The sequence below is a fragment of the Paenibacillus sp. NPDC101420 genome (genome assembly GCF_050277435.1).
Taxonomy (GTDB): Bacteria; Bacillota; Bacilli; order Paenibacillales; family Paenibacillaceae; genus Paenibacillus_AQ.
Window position 1 is genome coordinate 536,886 of record NZ_JBNNSE010000003.1, and the last position, 20,532, is coordinate 557,417.

The 20,532-nt window shown below is 46.2% G+C and carries 19 protein-coding genes; 15 read left to right on the forward strand and 4 right to left on the reverse strand.

Annotated elements, in window-relative coordinates:
- Positions 1-7: 7 nt before the first annotated feature.
- From ACQKMP_RS17575 to ACQKMP_RS17605, 7 genes are all read left to right on the forward strand, one after another.
- Positions 8-1,057, forward strand: coding sequence for a type IV pilus twitching motility protein PilT (locus ACQKMP_RS17575; RefSeq protein WP_427470179.1), 1,050 nt, complete (start codon positions 8-10; stop codon positions 1,055-1,057).
- On the forward strand, positions 1,057-2,262 hold the full coding sequence (locus tag ACQKMP_RS17580) for a type II secretion system F family protein (protein ID WP_076119116.1): 1,206 nt from the start codon (positions 1,057-1,059) through the stop codon (positions 2,260-2,262). Before ACQKMP_RS17575 ends, ACQKMP_RS17580 begins: the two co-directional genes overlap by 1 nt.
- A 167-nt stretch (positions 2,263-2,429) precedes the next feature.
- A complete protein-coding gene (locus ACQKMP_RS17585) occupies positions 2,430-2,870 on the forward strand; it encodes a type II secretion system protein (protein WP_427470181.1) in 441 nt (146 codons plus the stop codon).
- 167 nt (positions 2,871-3,037) lie between these two features.
- On the forward strand, positions 3,038-3,787 hold the full coding sequence (locus tag ACQKMP_RS17590; RefSeq protein ID WP_427470183.1) for a prepilin peptidase: 750 nt from the start codon (positions 3,038-3,040) through the stop codon (positions 3,785-3,787).
- Positions 3,788-3,801: 14 nt separating this feature from the next.
- A complete protein-coding gene (gene pilM, locus ACQKMP_RS17595) occupies positions 3,802-5,427 on the forward strand; it encodes a pilus assembly protein PilM (protein WP_427470185.1) in 1,626 nt (541 codons plus the stop codon).
- Positions 5,411-6,016, forward strand: coding sequence for a type 4a pilus biogenesis protein PilO (locus tag ACQKMP_RS17600; protein WP_427470187.1), 606 nt, complete (start codon positions 5,411-5,413; stop codon positions 6,014-6,016). The genes pilM and ACQKMP_RS17600 overlap by 17 nt, the downstream gene beginning before the upstream one ends.
- Positions 6,017-6,211: 195 nt before the next feature.
- The gene (locus ACQKMP_RS17605) at positions 6,212-6,814 is read left to right on the forward strand and encodes a DL-endopeptidase inhibitor IseA family protein (RefSeq protein ID WP_339267499.1); all 603 of its coding nucleotides are present in this window, start codon (positions 6,212-6,214) and stop codon (positions 6,812-6,814) included.
- A 45-nt stretch (positions 6,815-6,859) separates the two neighbouring features.
- Here ACQKMP_RS17605 and ACQKMP_RS17610 read toward each other — a convergent pair whose 3' ends face one another.
- Together ACQKMP_RS17610 and ACQKMP_RS17615 are read right to left on the reverse strand one after the other, a co-directional pair.
- On the reverse strand, positions 6,860-7,261 hold the full coding sequence (locus ACQKMP_RS17610) for a CBS domain-containing protein (RefSeq protein WP_339267497.1): 402 nt from the start codon (positions 7,259-7,261) through the stop codon (positions 6,860-6,862).
- Between the two features lie 151 nt (positions 7,262-7,412).
- On the reverse strand, positions 7,413-8,840 hold the full coding sequence (locus ACQKMP_RS17615) for a VanW family protein (protein ID WP_339799020.1): 1,428 nt from the start codon (positions 8,838-8,840) through the stop codon (positions 7,413-7,415).
- Positions 8,841-9,069: 229 nt separating this feature from the next.
- Here ACQKMP_RS17615 and ftsE point away from each other — a divergent pair, with 229 nt between their 5' ends.
- The 5 genes from ftsE to ACQKMP_RS17640 all read left to right on the forward strand — a co-directional run bounded on the left by ftsE (position 9,070) and on the right by ACQKMP_RS17640 (position 15,084).
- A complete protein-coding gene (gene ftsE, locus ACQKMP_RS17620; protein WP_042192319.1) occupies positions 9,070-9,756 on the forward strand; it encodes a cell division ATP-binding protein FtsE in 687 nt (228 codons plus the stop codon).
- Positions 9,746-10,660: a permease-like cell division protein FtsX gene (gene ftsX, locus ACQKMP_RS17625; protein ID WP_427470190.1), complete on the forward strand. Its 915-nt coding sequence runs from the start codon at positions 9,746-9,748 to the stop codon at positions 10,658-10,660. The genes ftsE and ftsX overlap by 11 nt, the downstream gene beginning before the upstream one ends.
- Positions 10,661-10,690: 30 nt before the next feature.
- Positions 10,691-12,004: a murein hydrolase activator EnvC family protein gene (locus tag ACQKMP_RS17630; RefSeq protein ID WP_339243708.1), complete on the forward strand. Its 1,314-nt coding sequence runs from the start codon at positions 10,691-10,693 to the stop codon at positions 12,002-12,004.
- A 125-nt stretch (positions 12,005-12,129) separates the two neighbouring features.
- Positions 12,130-13,596: a S41 family peptidase gene (locus tag ACQKMP_RS17635; protein ID WP_042192313.1), complete on the forward strand. Its 1,467-nt coding sequence runs from the start codon at positions 12,130-12,132 to the stop codon at positions 13,594-13,596.
- A gap of 177 nt (positions 13,597-13,773) precedes the next feature.
- The gene (locus ACQKMP_RS17640) at positions 13,774-15,084 is read left to right on the forward strand and encodes a PDZ domain-containing protein (protein ID WP_427470193.1); all 1,311 of its coding nucleotides are present in this window, start codon (positions 13,774-13,776) and stop codon (positions 15,082-15,084) included.
- Between the two features lie 48 nt (positions 15,085-15,132).
- On the opposite strand, the gene ACQKMP_RS17645 is transcribed toward ACQKMP_RS17640, so the two are convergent.
- Both ACQKMP_RS17645 and ACQKMP_RS17650 read right to left on the reverse strand, forming a co-directional pair.
- Positions 15,133-15,786: a response regulator transcription factor gene (locus ACQKMP_RS17645; RefSeq protein WP_076285705.1), complete on the reverse strand. Its 654-nt coding sequence runs from the start codon at positions 15,784-15,786 to the stop codon at positions 15,133-15,135.
- Between the two features lie 57 nt (positions 15,787-15,843).
- Positions 15,844-17,001, reverse strand: coding sequence for a sensor histidine kinase (locus tag ACQKMP_RS17650; RefSeq protein ID WP_042192307.1), 1,158 nt, complete (start codon positions 16,999-17,001; stop codon positions 15,844-15,846).
- A gap of 166 nt (positions 17,002-17,167) precedes the next feature.
- On the opposite strand from ACQKMP_RS17650, the gene ACQKMP_RS17655 reads away from it, so the two are divergent.
- The 3 genes from ACQKMP_RS17655 to ACQKMP_RS17665 are packed head-to-tail and all read left to right on the forward strand — an operon-like array spanning position 17,168 to position 20,445.
- The gene (locus tag ACQKMP_RS17655; protein ID WP_076285706.1) at positions 17,168-18,103 is read left to right on the forward strand and encodes an ABC transporter ATP-binding protein; all 936 of its coding nucleotides are present in this window, start codon (positions 17,168-17,170) and stop codon (positions 18,101-18,103) included.
- A gap of 16 nt (positions 18,104-18,119) precedes the next feature.
- On the forward strand, positions 18,120-19,292 hold the full coding sequence (locus ACQKMP_RS17660; protein ID WP_042192302.1) for an ABC transporter permease: 1,173 nt from the start codon (positions 18,120-18,122) through the stop codon (positions 19,290-19,292).
- Entirely contained in the window at positions 19,285-20,445 is a 1,161-nt protein-coding gene (locus ACQKMP_RS17665; RefSeq protein ID WP_076285708.1) for an ABC transporter permease, read from the forward strand. The genes ACQKMP_RS17660 and ACQKMP_RS17665 overlap by 8 nt, the downstream gene beginning before the upstream one ends.
- The last annotated feature ends 87 nt before the right edge of the window (positions 20,446-20,532 follow it).

The window sequence follows — 20,532 nt, forward strand, 5'->3', positions numbered from 1 at the left end:
GCAGCGGATGCCAACGTATACGCGGGATATTAGACAGCTTTTGCAGACGGCTTACTCCTCCAAGGCTTCCGACTTACATATCTCTGTAGGCTCGCCTCCGGTGATACGTATGGATGGAACACTTCACCCACTTGAGGGAACACCAGTAACAGTCGATGAAGCTGCAGAAATGGCAGAAGCGCTCCTTGGCAGTGAAAGAAACGAAGTGTTTCGGAATGCAGGCGAGGTGGATTTCTCTTATCCGCTGGATGGCGGTGCAAGATTTCGGGTGAATGTTTTTCGTCAGCGGGGTGAGATTAGTATCGCTGCCCGGGCAATTCCAGCAGAGATTCCGAGTCTAGAACAGCTGTCGATGCCTCCGATTTTGTCCACTTTGTCACTTAAACCACAAGGTTTGATATTAGTTACAGGGCCTACGGGCAGCGGTAAATCCTCTACGTTAGCAGCTATGCTGAATTACATTAACAAGACCGAAAGCAAGCATATTGTGACACTTGAAGATCCTATAGAATTTCTGCATAGTCATGGAACCTGTCTAGTGGATCAACGTGAAGTGGGCAGCGACACAGCTAGTTTTTCGAGCGGACTACGTGCCGCATTACGTCAGGATCCGGATGTTATTCTCGTTGGAGAGATGCGGGATTTGGAGACCATTACAGCAGCAGTTACTGCCGCAGAGACAGGTCATCTTGTGATGGCAACCTTACATACAACAGACGCACCGCAGACGATTGATCGAATTATTGACGCTTTTCCGGGTCATCAGCAGGGACAGATCCGATCCCAGCTAGCCTCAGTATTACTGGCTGTTGTCAGTCAGCGGTTGTTTCCAAGAGCAGGGGGACGTGGGCGGATATGTGCAACAGAGATCTTAGTGAATACACCAGCCGTAGCCAATCTCATTCGTACCGAAAAGACACATCAGATTAAAAATGTGATGCAAACCGGACGCTCGCAAGGCATGCATACGTTGGACATGAGTATCCGTGAGTATTTATCACAGGGGTTCATTGAACCAGTAGTAGCTAAGGCGTTTATGGCGGAGGTGAGTAGCTGATGCCTCTTTTTGAATATCAAGTAAAGACAACCGCAGGCAAGTCCATTAAAGGAAAGCTAACCGCAACAGATAAACCCACGGCAATGGAGGAGTTACGCAAACGGGGCCTTACGGTATTCTCGCTGATCGAACGCAAAACAACGATTCTATCGATGGATATTTATATCGGTAATCCGGTCAAACCGCTTCATTTCATTATTTATTGTAGGCAGTTTGCCACGCTTATGCGTGCTGGAGTGTCGATTGTAGATGCAACGCGTATTTTGGCGGAGCAGACTGAGAGTAAGCCTCTACGCAAAGCGCTAGTAGATGTTAACTCCAGCCTGATGCGTGGGATATCGTTCTCACAAGCCGTTCAGGATCATAAAAAAATCTTCCCGCAGCTATTCGTCAGCATGATCCGTGCCGGTGAAGAATCCGGTGATATTGAGGGGACGCTCGACAGACTGGCGATGTTTTTTGAGAAGCAGCATTCCACGACGGAGAAAATCAAATCTGCTCTCACTTACCCGATTACCGTCGGGGTTATGGCGATTGGAGCGGTTATATACCTCCTCTGGGCGATTGTTCCGCAGTTTGTAACAATGTTTGAATCGATGAATGCGGAGCTTCCGGCGATTACAAAGATGGTATTGGCACTTAGCAAAAGTATTCAAGGTCAATGGTATTTTTGGATACTCGGAGTTCTTCTCCTAGTGATAGCTTTTCAGATTACAAAACGCACGGAAAAGGGAGCCTACGCACTCGATTATGCCAAGCTGAAGATTCCGGTGTTTGGCAAGCTAAATCAAAAAGGCTCGATTGCTCAGTTTACGCGAACTTTTTCATCTCTTTATGCTAGCTCAGTTCCGATTCTGCAATCCTTGGTGATTGTAGAAGAGGTAGCAGGAAATAAGGTCATTGGGGGATTTATCCGTAGTGCGGGAGATTCGCTGAGACAAGGAAATCCACTGTCTGAACCTCTGAAAAAAGCCTGGGTCTTCCCACCGCTAGTTACACAAATGATTGCGATTGGCGAAGAGACGGGGGCGCTCGACACGATGTTGTCTAAGGTAGCTGATTTCTATGAGATGGACGTAGAAAATACCGTTGATCGTCTGAAGTCACTGCTTGAACCATTGCTGATTGCTTTTCTAGCAGGTGTTGTAGGTGTGATTGTGGCCGCTATTATGCTGCCGATGTTCAGTCTCTATGGCAATATGTGAACCTTGCGGTTCCTTGTAAATATTGAAAGGGGTGACGCCGGGGAGGCGGGGCAGGGTTACAGATCCTTTGCTAGCGCTAGACAAGGAAGGACGAGCATTGTAGCGGGATTCACGGAAATAAAAGATATAGGCTATATCATCACACACCACTTAGAGGGGGAAATAAAATGTTAGCACAAGCGATTAAGAGAAGATTGAGCAAAGAGGAAAGCCAAAAGGGGTTTACGCTGATCGAGCTATTGGCGGTTATCGTTATTTTGGGGATTATTGCGGTTATTGCTATACCTTTAATTGGGAATGTAATATCGAATGCTAAAAGTGATTCAGATGTTGCTACTGCTCGGCAAGTTTATGATGCGGCAAGGTTATATGTAATAGGTGAAGAGGGTGGGGATTTTAAAACCGTAGGAAAAGTGAAAGTTGAAGATATCATAGATAAAGGCTATTTAGATAAGATTTATCTTCCTAGTACAAAAGAAGCGATTACTAGCGGGATTGTTAATTTTAATGCAAGTGGTCAATTAGAGGACACTACTGCTACTAATGATGCTGTTACTTTAAATACGACTAAATTTAGCGCTAATAGTGTATTAACCGCTAAGAAATAGATTCTGAATTTGCTGAATATTACTTTTAATGTTGGAATATATCGAAGATGAACTATTCTAATATTATGTTCATAAACCGAATTAATTGGATATTAGGCAAGTATCCTTACAAGGAATCGGACTTCCCGATTCCTTTTTTAAAATCCAGAAGCTAACAGAGGACATCCATGACAATATTCATCGCAAGTTACATCACTTTACTGGGCCTGATTCTAGGCTCCTTCTATAACGTAGTGGCACTGCGGGTGCCAGCTAAGGAATCGTTGCTTAATCCACCGTCACATTGCCCGAACTGCAATACGCGGCTAAAGGCGCGGGATTTGTTTCCGGTGATAAGCTATCTGCTGTCAGGAGGCAAGTGTCGTTATTGCGGCACAAGGGTGTCGCCTTTATACCCGCTAGGAGAAGCGGCAACTGGTTTGCTTTTTCTATGGGTGTACTTACAATTTGGTCTGACGGGGAAGGGGATTCTTGGATTCATTCTGGTGAGTCTGGCGGTTATTGTGACGGTTGCAGATTTGAAGTACATGCTGATTCCGAACAAGGTGTTGCTGTTCTTTTTGCCAATACTGCTCATTCTTGTATTTCTCTTTCCAGAGGGGCCGTTATGGCATCACTTGCTGGGAGCTGTGCTTGGGGGAGGGGTTCTTATCCTCTTTGTTCTGTTAGGAGGGATGGGTGCCGGGGATGTGAAGTTATTTGCGCTACTGGGCTTGGCCATCGGATTTCCTAATGTGATTTTGGCTTTTCTGATGGCTTGTCTGCTTGGAAGTGTGGTCGGAGGACTGCTAATGCTGCTCGGAATCATCAAACGCAAACAACCGGTTCCTTTTGGTCCATGGTTAGCAATAGGGGCTTTAATTAGTTACGGATATGGTTCAGACATCATTGGCGCATATCTCTCGCTCATCGGATAGGAGGACATCGACATATGCTTGGATTAGGCCCTAAAGTGGCCGGGCTTTCAATTGAAGCTACCGGAATCCGTTATATTAGTTTTAAGAATAAACAGTCATGGGAAGTCCGCAAAAAACGATATCTCCCGCTCCTTCCAGGCATGATCATTGAGAATCAGGTGGCAGATAGCGAGGCGCTGTATGATCGGGTTAGGCAGTGGGTGAGGAAGGAAGGGTTAAGGGGCAGTAAGGTTTCCTTATCCATTCCACCTTCACAGATCATCATCCGCAAAATGAGCATCCCAAGTACCAACGACAAGCAGGTAGAGCAGCTCGTAAAGCTCGAAGTGGAGACGGGGCTGCATTTGCCATTTGAAAATCCTGTTTACGACTATGTGACGCTCGAAGTGGATGAGGAGCATAGCCATTTACTTGTATTTGCCGCTCCGCGAAAATCAATTCAGGATTATGTCGAAATTCTAGAACGTGCGGGCTTACGAATAAGCAGTGTTGAAATTTCGGCAACCGCCTTGGCGCGAAGTATAGCAACTGCACATGGGGAAAGCTTTGCGGAAACGATGCTGATTAATCTAGAGCCATCCGTCATGGACGTTTATATGTTTAGAAACGGGAATCCGGTATTCATTCGTACGATTAACTTGCTTGATCTGCATAAAGGTAGAAATGTTGCGGCATTGGAATTTATGGCAGACAGTGAAGTTTTGGCAGAAACAGCAGTTGCTGTGGAAGAGCAATTATCACCGGAACAAATGGTGGAGATCACTGCGGAAATCTCGCGGATGCTCAGCTTCTACCAATATAGCTTGCACGATGGCTCGACTCGTATCAAAAATTTAGTTATAACAGGTGTCCCTTCCATTCGTAAACAGCTAGATCTAGAGCTTCAACAGTCGCTGGCAGAACTCGACATTACACCGATAAGCCTAGACCAGATGGGTAAAGATGCTGTATCTGATCTTGAGTTAAATGATTACCGAGTAGCGGCAGGGACGGCTCTAAAAAGCATCATCAGCGTGGACACGATTGACCTACTGCCAAGAGAAGATCGGGAGACGTTATTATTCCCCTACGTGACCATGGGTCTTGTGGCGATCTGGCTGGTGGGAACGATTGGGACGGGGATTTATTTTTCGGCTAATAAGGGTCAAATCTCTAATGGTAAAGAGGAGCTGCAAGGCTTGCAGGATCGCAGTTTAATGCTGCAGGTAGAGCTTGGGAAGCTTAAAAACAGCGGACCTGGGCAGTTAGATCGGAAGACGGTAATCGCAGAGATTCAGAACAATAAAGTATTTGCTGTTCCCATACTAGATGAATTAGTCAAAGGGTTACCATCGGGTTCTCTGCTCCGTGACATTAACTACACCTACCGGACATCGATTGACCTGACTGTTAATGTACCTACTATGGTAGATGCCTCTAACTATTTAAGACAACTGCGTCAGATGTCCTTTACAGTGGATGCTTCTATTTCGAAGCTGACCGAAGGAACTGTGGATCAGAGTGCGGGGTCAACGAATGCAGCCACTTCCTTAAATATGTATACAGCCATTTATAAAGTAAACTTATTAGCAAATAATCAACAGACAAATGGAACGGATGCAAGCCAAGAGGAGGTGAACAGCGATGGAACAGTTCAATAAGTATCGCTCTCCAATTGTACTGGGTGTATTGATTCTGTTCTTGATGCTGTTTGCCTTTTATATGCTGGGTGTTCAACCGACAAATAAGGAAATATCCGCACAGAACGCAGAGATCAGCCAGCTGGAGAAAGAAGCAGAGATTCTTCAAACTAAAATTAATGAACTAAAAAGCAGCGCTACTTCTTTAGATTCCGAACAACAGGAACTTCTGGCAGCACTCCCGAAAGGCGATGACAGCGAAGGATTGATTGATGATTTACGAGCGGTTGGGATGTCCTCACAAGCACGCTTAAAGGATGTCAGCTTTATTTTGGATGAGGCTAATCCGATTCAGCAAATGACTGGTTCGGCTGAAGTGCTGTTCCCGACGATCAAACAGATCAAAATGACTGCTGTAGTAGAGGGCACCTATACAAGTATACGGCAGTGGATGGAGGAGCTACAAACGCTGGCTCGTATTGTGAATGTAGACTCGTTTAATTTCCAGCAATCCTATGAAGAGCGATCTAAGGATAGTCCTGAAAGTATCTTGACGGCTAACGTAGCTTTCACAGCTTATTATGAGGTTGTTACTCCATCTTCGAATTAGATCTCTAACCGTTGTAATAACACTATTTCACGACTCCACTTTTCCTGTAAATCAGGAGGGTGGATTTTTTTCTTTACTATAAAATATAAATGCGTTTTCATTCCTCTGTTTATTGGGTATTTTAGCTTGCGGGGTGCATAAGCTGGAACAGTGGCTATCGCCTGTATTTTTCAGATCAAAAAGGAGGAATTCCGAATGAACAAAAAGTGGATGATTGGTTCGTTGGCCCTTTCCATAGGCCTGATCTCAGCAAGTGGAGGAGCTATGGCAGCTTCACCGTCAGCAGGAAGTACGGCAATCAAGAAGGTGGCTGTGTCTGCGCCTGGGAAAGAGGGCCCTGCTACCATCAATAATTTGACGGTGAAAAGTATCATACCGCTGGTAGTCCATGCAAGAGCTCTTTATTTCTATAGTAATCGAGGCGGAAACATCTTCCCGATAGAAACCTTCACGTATAAAGCGCAGGAGTACCGTTATCTTTCCAGTGACATTGGCACAAAGACGAAGCTGATGAATTACATAAAAAAAGCCTACACTCACAATGCAGCGGCATATTATGTGCAGACTCAATTTTTGGAGTATAACGGAAGAATGTCGCAGGTTAATGCAGATGTAGGCAATTTATTAATGTATGAAAAAGCCACCGCCCGCATGCTCTCCAAAACTGCGACAACCGCTGAATTTGAACTGACTGTTCCTTATCCAGATGCGCAGCAAAGTAGTGAGTCGGTGTATGTGAAGCTGAAGAAAGTGGAGGGATACTGGAGAATCGACACGTCGCCGGATATTCTTTTTTGAGGAAATGGGTAGGCAGGAGAGGAATGAAAAGGGGAAGGGCTACAACTAACAGCGCTTCAGGTCAGAGATATAAACAACACCTGCGAATTTGCCTTTACGGGTAATAATGACACAGTCATTCTTCATAGGTTCTGGGCGATTCATTGCAGTAGCTAATACGGTCTCAAGTGGAGTGGAGATGTCATAGACCAGTGGTGTCTTGTTCATAAGCTTCATGGCAGGTTCTTTGTAGAACAGATCTACTCCTGATCTTCCCGTGGCTTTTAAAAAGAAACGGTCGCACATTAACAATCCAAGCGGTTCATTCGTGGCGTTACAGACGACGATGCATTTGGATTCTGGGTGCTGGAACATTACGCGAAGGGCTTCTCTGCAAGTACGTGAGGCAAAAATAGCAGGTGCACTGCGGACAATATTAGAGAGATCATTTACAAGAGCTGTTGACATGGTGTTCATCCTTTCTGATTATAGATCTATTTCTAATGTACCCCCGAATCGTAAATTTTAAAGGCGAGAAAGGTCATCTGCAGGTAAAATAGATGCACAAGCAAAAACGGTCAGAACCTCACGAGGTCTGACCGTTTTTTTTGTAGGTAATCTATTCACTTCGAACGCCATCCTCTACCAACTGCTTTCTAGGTGCTTCTGGAATAACAGATTTACTTACGCCTCCACGATTGATGGCGATTAACCGTTTTTGTGCGTAATACACGTCACGGGATAATTTCTTTACCTCAGTGGATTTACCGTCAACAAACCGGGTGCTGTAAGTCTCAACAACATATCCGGTCTTCCCATTTTGTATAACGCGTGAGCCTCCACGGGGGAGGGAAGGGTCGTTTACGTACTTGTCGACTGGAGGCAGCACCTCTACGATTTGTGAATGGACCTTATATGTAACATTTTTCGGAAAAGTACCGAAGAGCTTGATCGTTAGTGATCGGCCTTGCACAGCCGCTTTAATGACTAGATATTTGCCAGTCGTATTGCGAAAACGGAAGTTGATATAGCCTTCTGCGAAGGTGGCATCCTGACCTTTGGGTAGATAGTTGACCGGCAAGGAGTGATTGCGGCGCTCCACAATCTCCAGTCCGGTGCGCAAAGCGGCATTGTACAGCGTACTGGAAACTTGGCAGATTCCGCCGCCGACGCCGGCTTGTAGCTTACCGTTCACAATGACTGGCGCTTCGCGGAAGCCGTATTCTATTTTTGCTTTTTCAATAGCTTTGCCATAGTCAAAAACGGCTCCAGGTGGGAGCACGGTTCCGTTCACAGCTTTGGCTGCTGATTCGACGTTGTAGATTCGTCCAGGTCCACTTGCTCCGAGAGAGGTGCTGAATTGCATGATTTTTCGCTCAATACCTTGCTCCTTTAGAGCGTTTAGAGTGATGTCCGGTTGTAATATGGTTAATGGAACTTCCAAAGTAATCCCCTTCTCTTGCAGCGAGAGTAGACGACTAAAACGAGTGGGGGCAGCGGCCCATAGTGAGGTCACCATTCCTGTCCAGTCTACCTCAAGGGAAGTCTTCTCAGGCGTATACACTACACGATCATCCCCGGTAATTCGCCGCGTAGCATCTACTGGATCACCGAAGGATTCTCTCTCCCAAGCGGGACTTAGAATGGTCTGTAATTGAGCAATATCCAGATGGGCTTCAAGACTCCAATTCTGGGGGAAGCTGTAGCGGGCTTTGACACGATCCCATAGCCGCCCTTCCGTAAGATCTTGTAGACCTTGCTCAAAAGCAGCGGCTTCATAGGTCATTCCAGCTTGTTTAAGCTTGAGGGTAAGCTCAGAATTCCCTTCGACCTGCAACACAAGGGGGATAGATTCAAGTGCCTGTAGCTTTTTCTCCAGTTCGGAACGTACCTCTGAGATATTCAGCCCGCCCACCTCCCATCCGGCAAGGGTTGTACCTTTTGGAAGCGTGTTTTTATGGCCATATAGTTGAAGTCCCCCATAGATTAATGAGCCGATAAGAATGAGTGCAATGACTATTATGAGGGTAAGATGGATTTTTTTCATGAATAATCTCCTTCCTGGATGGCTTCTGCGAGCGGCACAGTAGGTGCTTTTTATATGTATATGTACAGACATTACAAAACTTTCGAATAGTGGGGCAGTTACGGGGTACTCAATCGGTTACAGATTTGTTACAATAGATACATTGCGGAAATATTGAAGTTTATGGAAACTTAAGCTGTACCCTGTCGATTCACACAAGTGGAAAATGTCATAATTGGGAAGTGAGAAAATGATTGAAATGCAAGATGTATGGAAGACGTACCCTAACGGAACTCACGCACTGCAAGGAGTTTCAGTAAAAATTGACCGCAATGAATTTGTGTATGTTGTCGGTCCATCCGGCGCGGGTAAATCTACTTTTATGAAATTGATTTATAGAGAAGAAGTGCCAACTAAAGGTCAAATTTCTGTGGGAGGCTTTAACATAGGGAAGCTTAAACAACGTAAAATCCCATATGTGCGCCGTAATATCGGCGTTGTGTTTCAAGACTTTCGATTATTACCAAGGATGACAGCGTATGAGAATATTGCTTTTGCCATGGAAGTTATTGAAGCCCCGAAGAAGGTCATCAAGAAACGTGTGAATGAAGTTCTCGATCTGGTTGGACTCAAAAATAAAGCAAATCGTGAGCCCTCACAGCTCTCAGGTGGAGAACAGCAGCGTATTGCAATTGCTCGGGCTATTGTTAATAACCCATCTGTTATTATTGCGGACGAGCCTACAGGTAACTTGGACCCTGAGACTTCATGGGGCATTATGCAGCTGCTGGACGAAATTAATTTTCGTGGAACAACAATTGTAATGGCTACCCATAATAGAGATATCGTGAATAAAATGCGCAAGCGGGTGCTTGCGATTGAGAACGGAAACATTGTGAGAGACCAGGCGAGAGGGGAATATGGCTATGAGTTTTAAGACCTTCTTGCGACACTTGCGGGAAGGCTTCAAAAGCGTATTCCGTAATGGATGGATGTCGATTGCTTCGATCACTTCCATCGTCGTCTCTCTTTTTGTCCTAGGTGTATTTATTCTTCTTGTTCTTAATGTGAATGCTGTAGCGGATGAGGCAGACAGCCAGGTACAGATTAATGTTCATTTGGCACTAAATGTAGATCAGAAGTTGCGTGAGACTTTGCAGACTGAAATTGGCAATATGCCGGAGGTCAGCAAGATTACGTTCATCTCCAAGGATCAAGGACTTAAAGATCTCCGTGCAGATATGGGTGAGGACGCGGCTGAGCTTCTGGAAGGGTTCGATGAAGACAATAACCCTCTCCCAGATACGCTTAAGGTAGAAGTTGTCGAACCTACTACAGTATCATTTGTGGCTGAGAAGATTGAAGCACTCAACAAGACACATGCTGATCAGCCCATTTACAAAGTGAAATATGGCAAGGGTTCGATAGAAACCTTGTTCAAAATAACACGCGCTGTACGAAACATTGGTTTTATTTTTGTAGCAGGTCTGGGGCTCATGTCTATGTTCCTCATCTCTAATACGATTCGGGTTACGATACTTGCTCGTCGTAAGGAGATTGGCATTATGAAGCTCGTAGGCGCGACAAATTATTTTATTCGCTGGCCTTTCTTTATAGAAGGGGCATTGATCGGTCTGATCGGATCGCTCATTACCTCCGTTGTCTTGTATTTGGGTTACAGCACTTTGGAATCGACCGTAAAGGGAGATCCTATGCTCCAATTGCAGCTAATTCCGTTCGATAATATTTGGATGCTGGTCGTCGGTGTACTAGTTGGACTAGGCGTGCTGATCGGCGTCTGGGGAAGTACGGTTTCTATTCGTAGGTTCTTGAAAGTTTAATATTAAAAAGTGAAGGATGGGGAGTGCAAGTTGAAGAAGATTGCTGCCGGACTAGCCGTAATGTTACTAGCTGTCACTATATTCCAGCCCTCTGATGGATATGCCAAAAAAACAAGTGTTGCCGAAATCGATAAGCAGCTAAAGCAGCTGCAAAAAGAGGTGCAGGAAGCTAAGGCGCAGCAGGAGAAAGCGGCGTCCCAAACGCAGGAAGCACAGCATTATAAGAATAAGACGAATCTCAATCTGCAGTATGTCTTACAGCAAGTGGATCAAGTTAAGGGCAAAATGACCGAAATCTCTACCCAAATTTCCGATACAGAACAATCTCTGAATGTTACGGCAACGGAATTGGATAAAGCAGAAGCACGAGTCGCCTCTAGAGAGGAAGTCTTAGGATCCCGTGTTCGATTAATGTATACCGATGGAGCGGTTTCTTACTTGGATGTTTTGCTCTCCTCGACAAGCTTTGCTGATTTTCTGGATCGCGCGGATTCACTTAAGATGATTGTGGATCAGGATCAGGAGCTGTTAGTTCAACATAAGCTGGACAAGCAGACGGTGATAGAGAAGAAACAAGAGCTTGAAGGGCAATATGCTCAAGCCAAGCAGCTGTATACTTCTTTGGAACAACAGAGAAGTTTGCTGAAGGAGAAAGAAGCTGAGAAACAGGAGCTTATCGCATTCTATGATAAGCAAATTCAAGAAAGTGATGATTTAAGTGAAGAGCAGAATGAAAAGCTAGTCAAACTGGCAAGCGAACGCTCTGCGCTGGAAACGCAAAAGGATAAGATTAAGGCGGAGGAAGCCGCTCGCAGAGCAGCAGCGGCTAAGGCGGAAGCGGCTCGTAGAGCTGCGGCGGCTGCCAAGAAGGCTGCAGCTGCAGCTGCAGCTAGTAAGGGAAGCAGTAGTTCTAGCTCCAGTTCTAGTGATACGGGATATTCAGGTGGAGATGGGCCGTTTCTACTTCCTGTAGGATCCGCAAGAATCTCATCCCCTTATGGACCACGGACACATCCAATCACGGGTGAGAAGGGGAAAGTACACACCGGCGTCGATTTTGCGGTTCCACAAGGAACCAATATTCATGCGGCGGATTCCGGAACGGTTATCTTGGCTGAATGGTGGAGCGGCTATGGATATTGTGTAATTATTGATCATGGAGGCGGAGTTTGGACGCTCTACGGACATATACGTAAAGGCGGTCTTAGAGTTAGTGCCGGGGATAAAGTCAATCGCGGAGATGTGGTTGCTGAATCAGGTTCCACAGGTAATTCAACGGGTCCCCACCTTCACTTCGAAGTACGGATTGACGGTAAGATTGTAAATCCTATGCCTTATCTCTAATTTTTAACGAACTTATAACTCATATTATTTGATTGTACGGCATATACTGGAAGAGATACCGTACCTTTCAGGACGGACTTAGGATGTTGTTTACAAGATGGACAAGAAGGGACGGTGGGAACATCATGTTAAAAAAAAGCACCGCGGCGTTTATGATTATCGCCGCCCTGCTATGCGGTAGTTTAGTAACCTTGGGCGTGACGGGTTATACTCATGTCTTTGGACAAGCTGCAGGACAAGGATTAGCCTCTGCGTTGCAGGTTGCAGGTCTACAGCAGAAGGAATCCCAGAAGCTTGGGACTGCGCTCAGTTTGATTGAGAGCAATTACTACGAGACGGTAGATCGGGAGAAGCTGATAGATGGTGCTGTCAACGGTATGATGGAAGCGCTAGGCGATCCCTATTCCAACTATATGGGTAAAGAAACTGCTGAGAAATTTGAAGAGAGCATTGAGGGTTCCTTTTCAGGTATCGGTGCAGAAGTCTCTTCGGATAACGGTAAAGTAGTCGTGGTCTCCCCAATCAAGGGTTCACCTGCTGAAAAAGCAGGAATTCAGGCTAAAGATGTCATTTTGTCCGTTAACGGAGAATCGCTAGAAGGCATGGATCTAAATGCTGCTGTTGCGAAGATACGCGGACCTAAAGGCAGTAAGGCTACTTTGAAAATACAACGTTCCGGCTCTGTAGAGCCTCTAGAGTTCGCTCTTACTCGGGATGATGTGAAGCTTGAGACGGTATACTCAACTATGGAAAAAGACGGTGTAGGGGTAATCGAGGTCACTCAGTTCTCCCTAAATACTGCAGAACGATTCAAGGAAGAGCTTGGAAAGCTAGAGAAGCAAGGCATGAAGGGATTGGTCATTGATGTCCGTAATGATCCAGGCGGTGTCCTCCCGATTGTTATTGAGATGGCTGAAGAGTTCATTCCAGCTGGTAAAAACATAGTTCAAATAGAATACAAAGATAAAAAACGCGAAGTTAGCACCTCCAAGGGATCTAGCAAGGCTTATCCAGTGGTAGTGCTAATGAATAAAGGTAGCGCGAGCGCCTCGGAAATATTGGCGGGTGCCTTGCAGCAGTCAGCGGGAGCCAAGCTAATAGGTGATAATTCATTTGGTAAAGGCACGGTGCAGACAAGCTTTGACAAACAGCTTGGAGATGGCAGCTTACTGAAGGTTACCATTGCTAAATGGCTTACACCGGACGGCACATGGATCCACGGCAAGGGAATTAAACCGGATATCGCGGTAGCGCAGCCGGATTACTTCTCAGTGGCTCCGATTAACAAGAGCGTGACGCTGCAATATAACATGAACAACGGTGATGTAAAGAGTGCACAGACGATGCTGGATGGCTTAGGCTACAAGCCTGGTCGCAAAGATGGCTATTTCGATACTGGCACTAAGAATGCAGTGAAGAAATTCCAGAGTGAAGCGAAACTTCAAGTCACAGGCATGATTGATGCCAAGACTGCGGAGGCGCTGGAGGTGGCACTGATCAAAGTGATCCAGGACCCTGCCAACGACAACCAACGGAATAGAGGGATTGCTGAGATTCAGAAGGAAATTAAGGCGGCAGCGTCGAAAAAGTAAGAAGGCTGAATTCAGCCTTCTTTTTTTCTGTTAAGATTAGAAAAGGTAAACACTTAGGGCAGAAGGGTACAGTTCAATGCGCAGCAGAATCTTTTGTCGTCTCTAAAGGACGCCGAAGACGTCTCTGCTTGTTATAAACTTATCATTAACCGGAAGAAAAGGAGTGTGACGAACAGTTTGAATGTGATTCAGGAATGGTTAGGAAGCTTGGGCACTGCGTTCTTACACTTATTGATCCAGCCATATTACTATATTGCTATTATATTTATTGCGTTGTATTACCGTCGGCAGGTGGCATTAGAACGTAAGCTAATTCATGTGAAGTTACATAGCTGGGGTCAAGAAACGTGGCGAACGGTGTGGAGCGGGCTGGTGATGGGACTAGTAGTTTCTATTGCAGCCATATTGTTAGGGGTATCCTTATCAGGTACAGCTGTGGCCTGCATTTGGGTAGTTAGTATTCTGTTGTCGCTATTGCGAGTGCGGTATTTGTGCTTCGCTTATTCTATAGGTCTGCTAGGTGTGATTCAATTTATACTGTCTTTCTTTCCGGATGCCTTACATGGCGGAACGGTCGGGAATATTACAACAGCCATACGGGAGATGGATATTCCCGCTTTGCTAGTTCTAGCTGCGCTATTGCACATGGCAGAGGCGCTGCTGGCCCGCTGGCAAGGGGCGAAGCTTGCGACGCCCCTTTTCTTGAAGGGCAAGCGCGGCATGGTTGTCGGCGGCTATCAGCTGCAGGCTTTCTGGCCGCTGCCGCTGTTCCTGCTGATCCCTTCGGGCGCAGGAACGGATCTGCCATGGCAGCCGCTGCTGGGCGGCGGGCTTGGCATTGTCTCTTTGCCCGTCATCATCGGCTTCAGCGAGATGACGCAGGGCATGCTGCCCGGGCGCAAGGCGGCCCGCACTTCAGGACGGCTGCTGATGTACAGCATCGTCCTGCTCGGCTTAAGCCTGCTTGCCGCTTGGTGGAGCCCGCTGACCCTGCTCGCGGCGCTCGCAGCGATGGTGCTGCACGAAGGGTTAAGCTGGTACAGCGCTCTGGAAGAGCGCAGCATCAGCCCCATCTTCGTGCATCCACCGCGCGGCCGCAAGGTGCTGGCCGTGCTGCCGGGCAGTCCCGGACAGGAGCTGGGCATTCTGCCCGGTGAGATTTTACTGAAGGTCAACGGGGTCCTGTTGACCGATGCCGCGCAGCTACATGAGGCGCTGCGCATGAATCCAGCGTTCTGTAAGCTGGAGGTGCAGAACCGTGAAGGGGAGAGCAAATACCTTCAGAGCCCGATCTACGACGGGGACCATCATCAGCTCGGCATCATTCTGGTACCGGAGACAGATGGAGCGGTTACTGCGGAGGCGAAGCCATCCAGCATCTTCAGCATCATCGCAATGAAGACAGGTACTCGCAGCCGGAATCTTCCGAACGGCCGACTCAAACGGAACAAAGCCGCTGAAGCCAACAAGGAATCGGCGGAAGGATAAAAAAAGCCCGGACTCTGGAAATCGAGTCCGGGCTTTTTTGTAGAACTCCTATCCACGCCCACCCTTCAAATAGAAAATAGCGATTTGCGTACGATCTCGCAGCTCTAATTTACTTAGAATATCCGTTATGTAATTTTTGACCGTACCCTCGCTAAGAAATAGCTGTCCGGCGATTTCTTTGTTGGTATGCCCCTCAGCGATAGAAGCGACAACGGCCAATTCCATTTTGGTCAGTCCGAAAGATTCCAGTGGCTGTACCTGTGGAGATTCAGGACGGGCCGCGGGCTGTAGAAAGGTGGTTAGTTTACGCGCGATATCAGGGTGGATTAGCATGTTGCCTTCATTAACTGTTTTGACACCTTGTATGATACGGTCAGGCGGTATGTTTTTGAGCAAATATCCACTGGCTCCGTTCCGCAGCGCCTCAATGATATACTCATCGTCATCGAAGGTAGTTAGCATCAGTATCGAAACCTGAGGAAAAGCCTGCTTAATTTTTTCTGTCCCTTCAACACCACCGCAGCCTGGCATCCGAATATCCATCAGAATCACATCCGCCATATTTCCCGCTTGGAGCAAATTCAAGGCCTCATTTCCGTCACTGGCAGCTCCGATCACTTCAATATCGGGGTCCATCCCTATCAGTACTTGCAGACTTTGACGAATAAAAGGATCGTCATCTACAATCATCACCTTAATCATTAGCGTGGCTCCTTCTTCATAATATAGATTTCTTTTTTGCTTCAAGTCCTACGTTGCCTATACAATCTCTCCCTGCTTATAAATGGGCAACCGCGTAACAATGGTGAATTGAGGCTCCTGCCGCCATTCCAAGGTTCCGCCGATCAGATGTGTTCGTTCGAACATTCCTTTCATCCCGACCCCTCCACTTTCCGGCAGTTTGGTTAGTTTATTGCCTTCGGGAAGCGTCCCGTTGTTGCTGACCTCCATCGTAACTCCAGTATCACTAAAGTCGACTTTAATCGAAATCGCAGTTGCATTTCCGTGACGTAGGGCATTGGTTATGGCTTCTCGGGCGTTCTTATACAAGATCACCTGAATACTAGGATATAGCGGGTAAGGTATCCCATGCACTTGGTATGAGGTCTCAATTCCCGTATCGCGGCCGATCTCTTCTAGCAGACGGTCTAACGCATAAGCTCCCTCTAATTGTGGCGTATAGTTGATACGCTTCACTGCAGAGCGCATATCGTCCATGCTGGCTGACAATTGATCTCGAATGAGCTCCATCATCTGCATTCCGCTTTCAGGGGAGGTGGGTAAGGTGAGTAGCGCGGCTTCCATCATCATTTTAATGCGGATGAGGCGGTGGCCGATATCATCATGGAGCTGGCGGGAGATGCGAACCCGTTCTTTGGACTGGGCTGCATCTTCTATTTGGGCGTTAAACTCCAGCAGTCGGTTGCGGGCTTCATCCAGCTCGAAATGCTTTTTTCGCAGCTCATCGTAAAGATTGAGGGTGTTCTCACGGCCCCGACCCGCCCTCTGTAACAATTCGTTGAGATAGGCGATGAGCAGAAAAGTAATATTGATGAATGTGATTATAAGCTTTGGAGAATCCCAGAGCGCTATGTTCAAGGTAATCAGATGCACAACCGTAAACACGAGAGGTACTGCTTGGGGCTGAAGTCTAGAATAATAAAGTAATGCTGAAATGGCCGGGAAAATCATTATGCTGCCGTACTGGTAACATAACCAGGCAGTGAACAGTATTTCCACAATGCTTATTAAGGCATGAAAGGAACGGGGTAACTTTGGCACCATGACCACAAGGAATAGAAGCATCAGAATATGCAGCGTGAAGATTCCATAGTCGGCATATGGGTAGATGTAAATGCTAATACAAGCAGGAATTATGATGAGTAGGTATCGCAATAGGGTCAGTTCTCTAGTCACACCTAAGACATCCTTTATAGAGTTTCTTCTAATCTTAGCATATTCGCCTACTTCTTCAGGAGATGACTTAAGTCACCTTCAAAAGATGACCTTTCGTACCTCCGTGGTCAATCCCTTTAAGCTAAAATTGTAAATATAGAAGCGCAAAGACAGGAGCGATGAAAAGATGGCAATCGCCGTATTAACCGATGTGGTGAAACGATATGAAGGTAAATTAACAGTAGATCATGTGAACATGACGATAGAAGAAGGAGAAATCTTTGGCTTGCTAGGCCCGAACGGAGCGGGTAAAAGTACAACGATCAGTATGATCTGCGGCTTGCTTAAGATTGACGGGGGAGACATTGTTATCGACGGTCTGCCCGTTTCCTCGAAATCACTTGAGGTGAAGAAAAGAATTGGTTTGGTTCCACAGGAATTAGCCTTATACGACACGATGACAGCGGCGGATAACGTTACCTTTTTCGGAAGATTGTATGGTTTGCGTGGCAAGCTCTTGAAGGAACGGGTAGAAGAGGCTCTTGCGTTCACAGGCCTTAGCGATCGTGCTAAAGAGAAACCCTCAACCTTTTCCGGAGGGATGAAAAGACGTCTGAATATTGCCTGTGCTATTATGCATCGTCCCAAGCTGATTATTATGGATGAACCTACGGTGGGGATTGATCCGCAATCTCGTAATCATATTCTTGAATCGGTTAAGGAGCTCAATCGACTCGGTTCAACGATTATTTATACCAGTCACTATATGGAGGAGGTTGCGGCCATTTGCGATCGGGTAGCCATTATGGATAAAGGGCATATCATTGCTTGCGGCACGGAAAAAGAACTGCGAGAACGCGTTGCCAAGGAAGAAAAAATCGTCATTAAAGCTGCTAATATCACACCGGAGCTTGTTCAGGAGCTGACGCTTCACCCTAGAATTAGACGCGTAGAAGCAAAGGATGAAGTAGTCGAGCTGTATCTGCCTTCTTCACAAGGGGAGCTACAGGACATCCTTTTTATTTTTGCCAAGCATAAGGGGATTATCGGCTCGCTAAATATTGAAGAACCTGATCTGGAGACGTTGTTTCTAAGCTTGACCGGAAGGACCTTAAGAGATTAAAGGGGGGATTATTCTGATGAATACTTGGACGATTATGATCTATGAGCTGCGAAGACTATTTAGCTCACGTTCTATGATATTAAATATGTTTTTGTTGCCCCTGTTATTGATCTTTCTCTTAGGTGCTTCGCTCTCCGGTGTCGTTGGTGACAAAGGCTCCACTACTATTGATGTTGTGCGAGTGGCTGTTGTTAATCTTTCTGGCGAGGGCTATGAGAGCTCGGCGATGATGGATAGCTTTTTGAAGTCAACAGAGCTTAAGGATATCATTACTCCGGTTATGGTGGATAGTCGAGAGGCGGCAGAAAGCGGTCTGCGAACAGGAAAATATGGTTATGCGGTTGTTGTTCCTCCAGGCTTTGATAGTAAGGTACAGAGCGGTGAAGCCGCACAGCTGGAATTTATACTGGGCCAAAAAAGTACAGATAACAGGGTGGCAGGGACGGTCTTCGATAATTTTCTGAGGAATCTTAATTATAAACAGTCTGTGGCGATGACACTGGGTCCAGAAGCTTTGAATGTTATGGCACCTAGTTCCACCAGTAATGAGCCTTCCGTAAAGCTTGGAGAACTGAGCGAGGGAGGATATTCATATACTTCTTCCCAGTTCTATGCGGTATCCATGATGCTGATGTTTTTGCTGTATAGCGGCTTGACGGTATGTACTTCTCTTTTTAATGAAAAAGAAAATCATACCCTTTTCCGGATAAATTCAATGCCAGTCAAAGGCTCAGAATTGTTTATTGGCAAAATGCTTGGTGTGGGTGTTGTAAGTATAGTACAGTGCGCAGCGATTATTATTCTGACGAATGTGCTGTTCGGTGTGAATTGGGGAAATCGCCCGGGCTTGTTACTCCTATTTTGCCTGCTGATGATAGTGGCTTCAATGACCTTATCTATCGTTATTTCTATGTTCAGCAAGACTGGAGCAAGCGCAAGAAGTGTGGTTACGGTACTCACTGTAAGCATGACCTTCATTAGCGGGGGAATGGCACCACTTCCAGAATCGTGGGTGAACTCTATAGGGGCGTTTACGATTAATCATTGGGCAATGCAGGCTATTCTGAAAATGATGTTACATGCCGATGTATCGCAAATCATGCCGAATTTGGGAGTGTTATCGCTGATCTGCCTAGTGTTGTTCAGTGCAGCGGCTATCTCGTACCGGAAGGTGGGTTATCATGGATAAAATCTTAACGATTGCCTGGAACATGGTGAAACGAACCATTGGTACTAGGAAGGGGGTGCTCATCTATATTCTGCTTCCTTGTATTGTACTTGCAGGTATTGTTTCCGTTACTGGAACGATGGGAGAGAACCCAGCTGTTGTGCTGTATTCGAATATGGATAACGGGGCAGCAGGTAAGCATTTGCTCACTGAACTAAAGAATTCCGGAGAATATAAATTTGTAGAAAAGACTGACGAGACTGCTTTAAGAGAAGGCGTAGTCGATCAGAATGGAGAAGCTGGGATTCTAATTCCAGCAGGCTTCACTTCGGCACTACTTGCTGGAGAAGAACCACAAATTAGTGTGTATGAGCTGAAGACGAATGAAACTTCCGTTATGATTAAATTAAAAGCGAGCACAATTGCTGATGAAATGAGGAGTACGGCCGCGATCATAGGGGCAGTTAATAACGGATCTAAGGACGTTGACGCACAGTTTACTACGGTTATGCAAAGAGCGGAACAGCACAGTATTGGCAGCATTCGAACTGATTATAATCTATATCCTCGGGAGGGATTGGGAGTCGTTACGGGCTTAACGCTAATGTTTCTCATGAGCCTGGTCACGAGCTCTGTGTCTCTGATTATGGATGATCGGAAAGGCCGGACGATGATGCGGATGTTCAGTGCTCCGGTTCGTTCTTACGAGATTGCTATTGGTAATTTTCTGGGTAGCTTCATGGTCGGACTGATTCAGATCGTCGTAGTGCTCGCCTTAGGTCGCTGGGTGCTGCACTATGATTATGAAGTTCCAATCTATCTCTATTTCCTTGTTCTTGCGGCATTTATGCTGGTGTCTATGGGGATCGCGAGTACAGTGGCAGGATTAATTCGTAATCCTAATAATGCTGGTATGCTGAATTCCCTTATTATCACACCGACTTGTATGCTTGGCGGCTGCTTTTGGCCTTTATCCATTATGCCGGACTATATGCAGAAGGCGGCTAACTTTGTTCCGCAAAAATGGGCCATCCAAGCGGTCGACATCGCTGCAACCGGTGGGGGCTGGAATGAGTTGTGGTTACCCTTTGCCATCTTAGGTCTTATGGCTGCTGTGCTACTGGCGATTGGTTCTGCCATTCTCCGCCCAAGTGAAGCTGGAATTAATGCTTAGAAAGCATAAGGCTAGATATTCATAGCTTGGGCTGTTACCTTCAGGTACAATAATAGGTATCAAATGTATTTGATTCTTATTATGTAC

Excerpts from the sequence above, each read along its gene's own strand:
- ACQKMP_RS17575 (WP_427470179.1), top strand. The coding sequence starts at position 8 with ATGCCAACGTATACGCGGGATATTAGACAGCTTTTGCAGACGGCTTAC.
- ACQKMP_RS17580 (WP_076119116.1), top strand. The coding sequence starts at position 1,057 with ATGCCTCTTTTTGAATATCAAGTAAAGACAACCGCAGGCAAGTCCATT.
- ACQKMP_RS17585 (WP_427470181.1), top strand. The coding sequence starts at position 2,430 with ATGTTAGCACAAGCGATTAAGAGAAGATTGAGCAAAGAGGAAAGCCAA.
- ACQKMP_RS17590 (WP_427470183.1), top strand. The coding sequence starts at position 3,038 with ATGACAATATTCATCGCAAGTTACATCACTTTACTGGGCCTGATTCTA.
- pilM (WP_427470185.1), top strand. The coding sequence starts at position 3,802 with ATGCTTGGATTAGGCCCTAAAGTGGCCGGGCTTTCAATTGAAGCTACC.
- ACQKMP_RS17600 (WP_427470187.1), top strand. The coding sequence starts at position 5,411 with ATGGAACAGTTCAATAAGTATCGCTCTCCAATTGTACTGGGTGTATTG.
- ACQKMP_RS17605 (WP_339267499.1), top strand. The coding sequence starts at position 6,212 with ATGAACAAAAAGTGGATGATTGGTTCGTTGGCCCTTTCCATAGGCCTG.
- ACQKMP_RS17610 (WP_339267497.1), bottom strand. The coding sequence starts at position 7,261 with ATGTCAACAGCTCTTGTAAATGATCTCTCTAATATTGTCCGCAGTGCA.
- ACQKMP_RS17615 (WP_339799020.1), bottom strand. The coding sequence starts at position 8,840 with ATGAAAAAAATCCATCTTACCCTCATAATAGTCATTGCACTCATTCTT.
- ftsE (WP_042192319.1), top strand. The coding sequence starts at position 9,070 with ATGATTGAAATGCAAGATGTATGGAAGACGTACCCTAACGGAACTCAC.
- ftsX (WP_427470190.1), top strand. The coding sequence starts at position 9,746 with ATGAGTTTTAAGACCTTCTTGCGACACTTGCGGGAAGGCTTCAAAAGC.
- ACQKMP_RS17635 (WP_042192313.1), top strand. The coding sequence starts at position 12,130 with ATGTTAAAAAAAAGCACCGCGGCGTTTATGATTATCGCCGCCCTGCTA.
- ACQKMP_RS17645 (WP_076285705.1), bottom strand. The coding sequence starts at position 15,786 with ATGATTAAGGTGATGATTGTAGATGACGATCCTTTTATTCGTCAAAGT.
- ACQKMP_RS17655 (WP_076285706.1), top strand. The coding sequence starts at position 17,168 with ATGGCAATCGCCGTATTAACCGATGTGGTGAAACGATATGAAGGTAAA.
- ACQKMP_RS17660 (WP_042192302.1), top strand. The coding sequence starts at position 18,120 with ATGAATACTTGGACGATTATGATCTATGAGCTGCGAAGACTATTTAGC.
- ACQKMP_RS17665 (WP_076285708.1), top strand. The coding sequence starts at position 19,285 with ATGGATAAAATCTTAACGATTGCCTGGAACATGGTGAAACGAACCATT.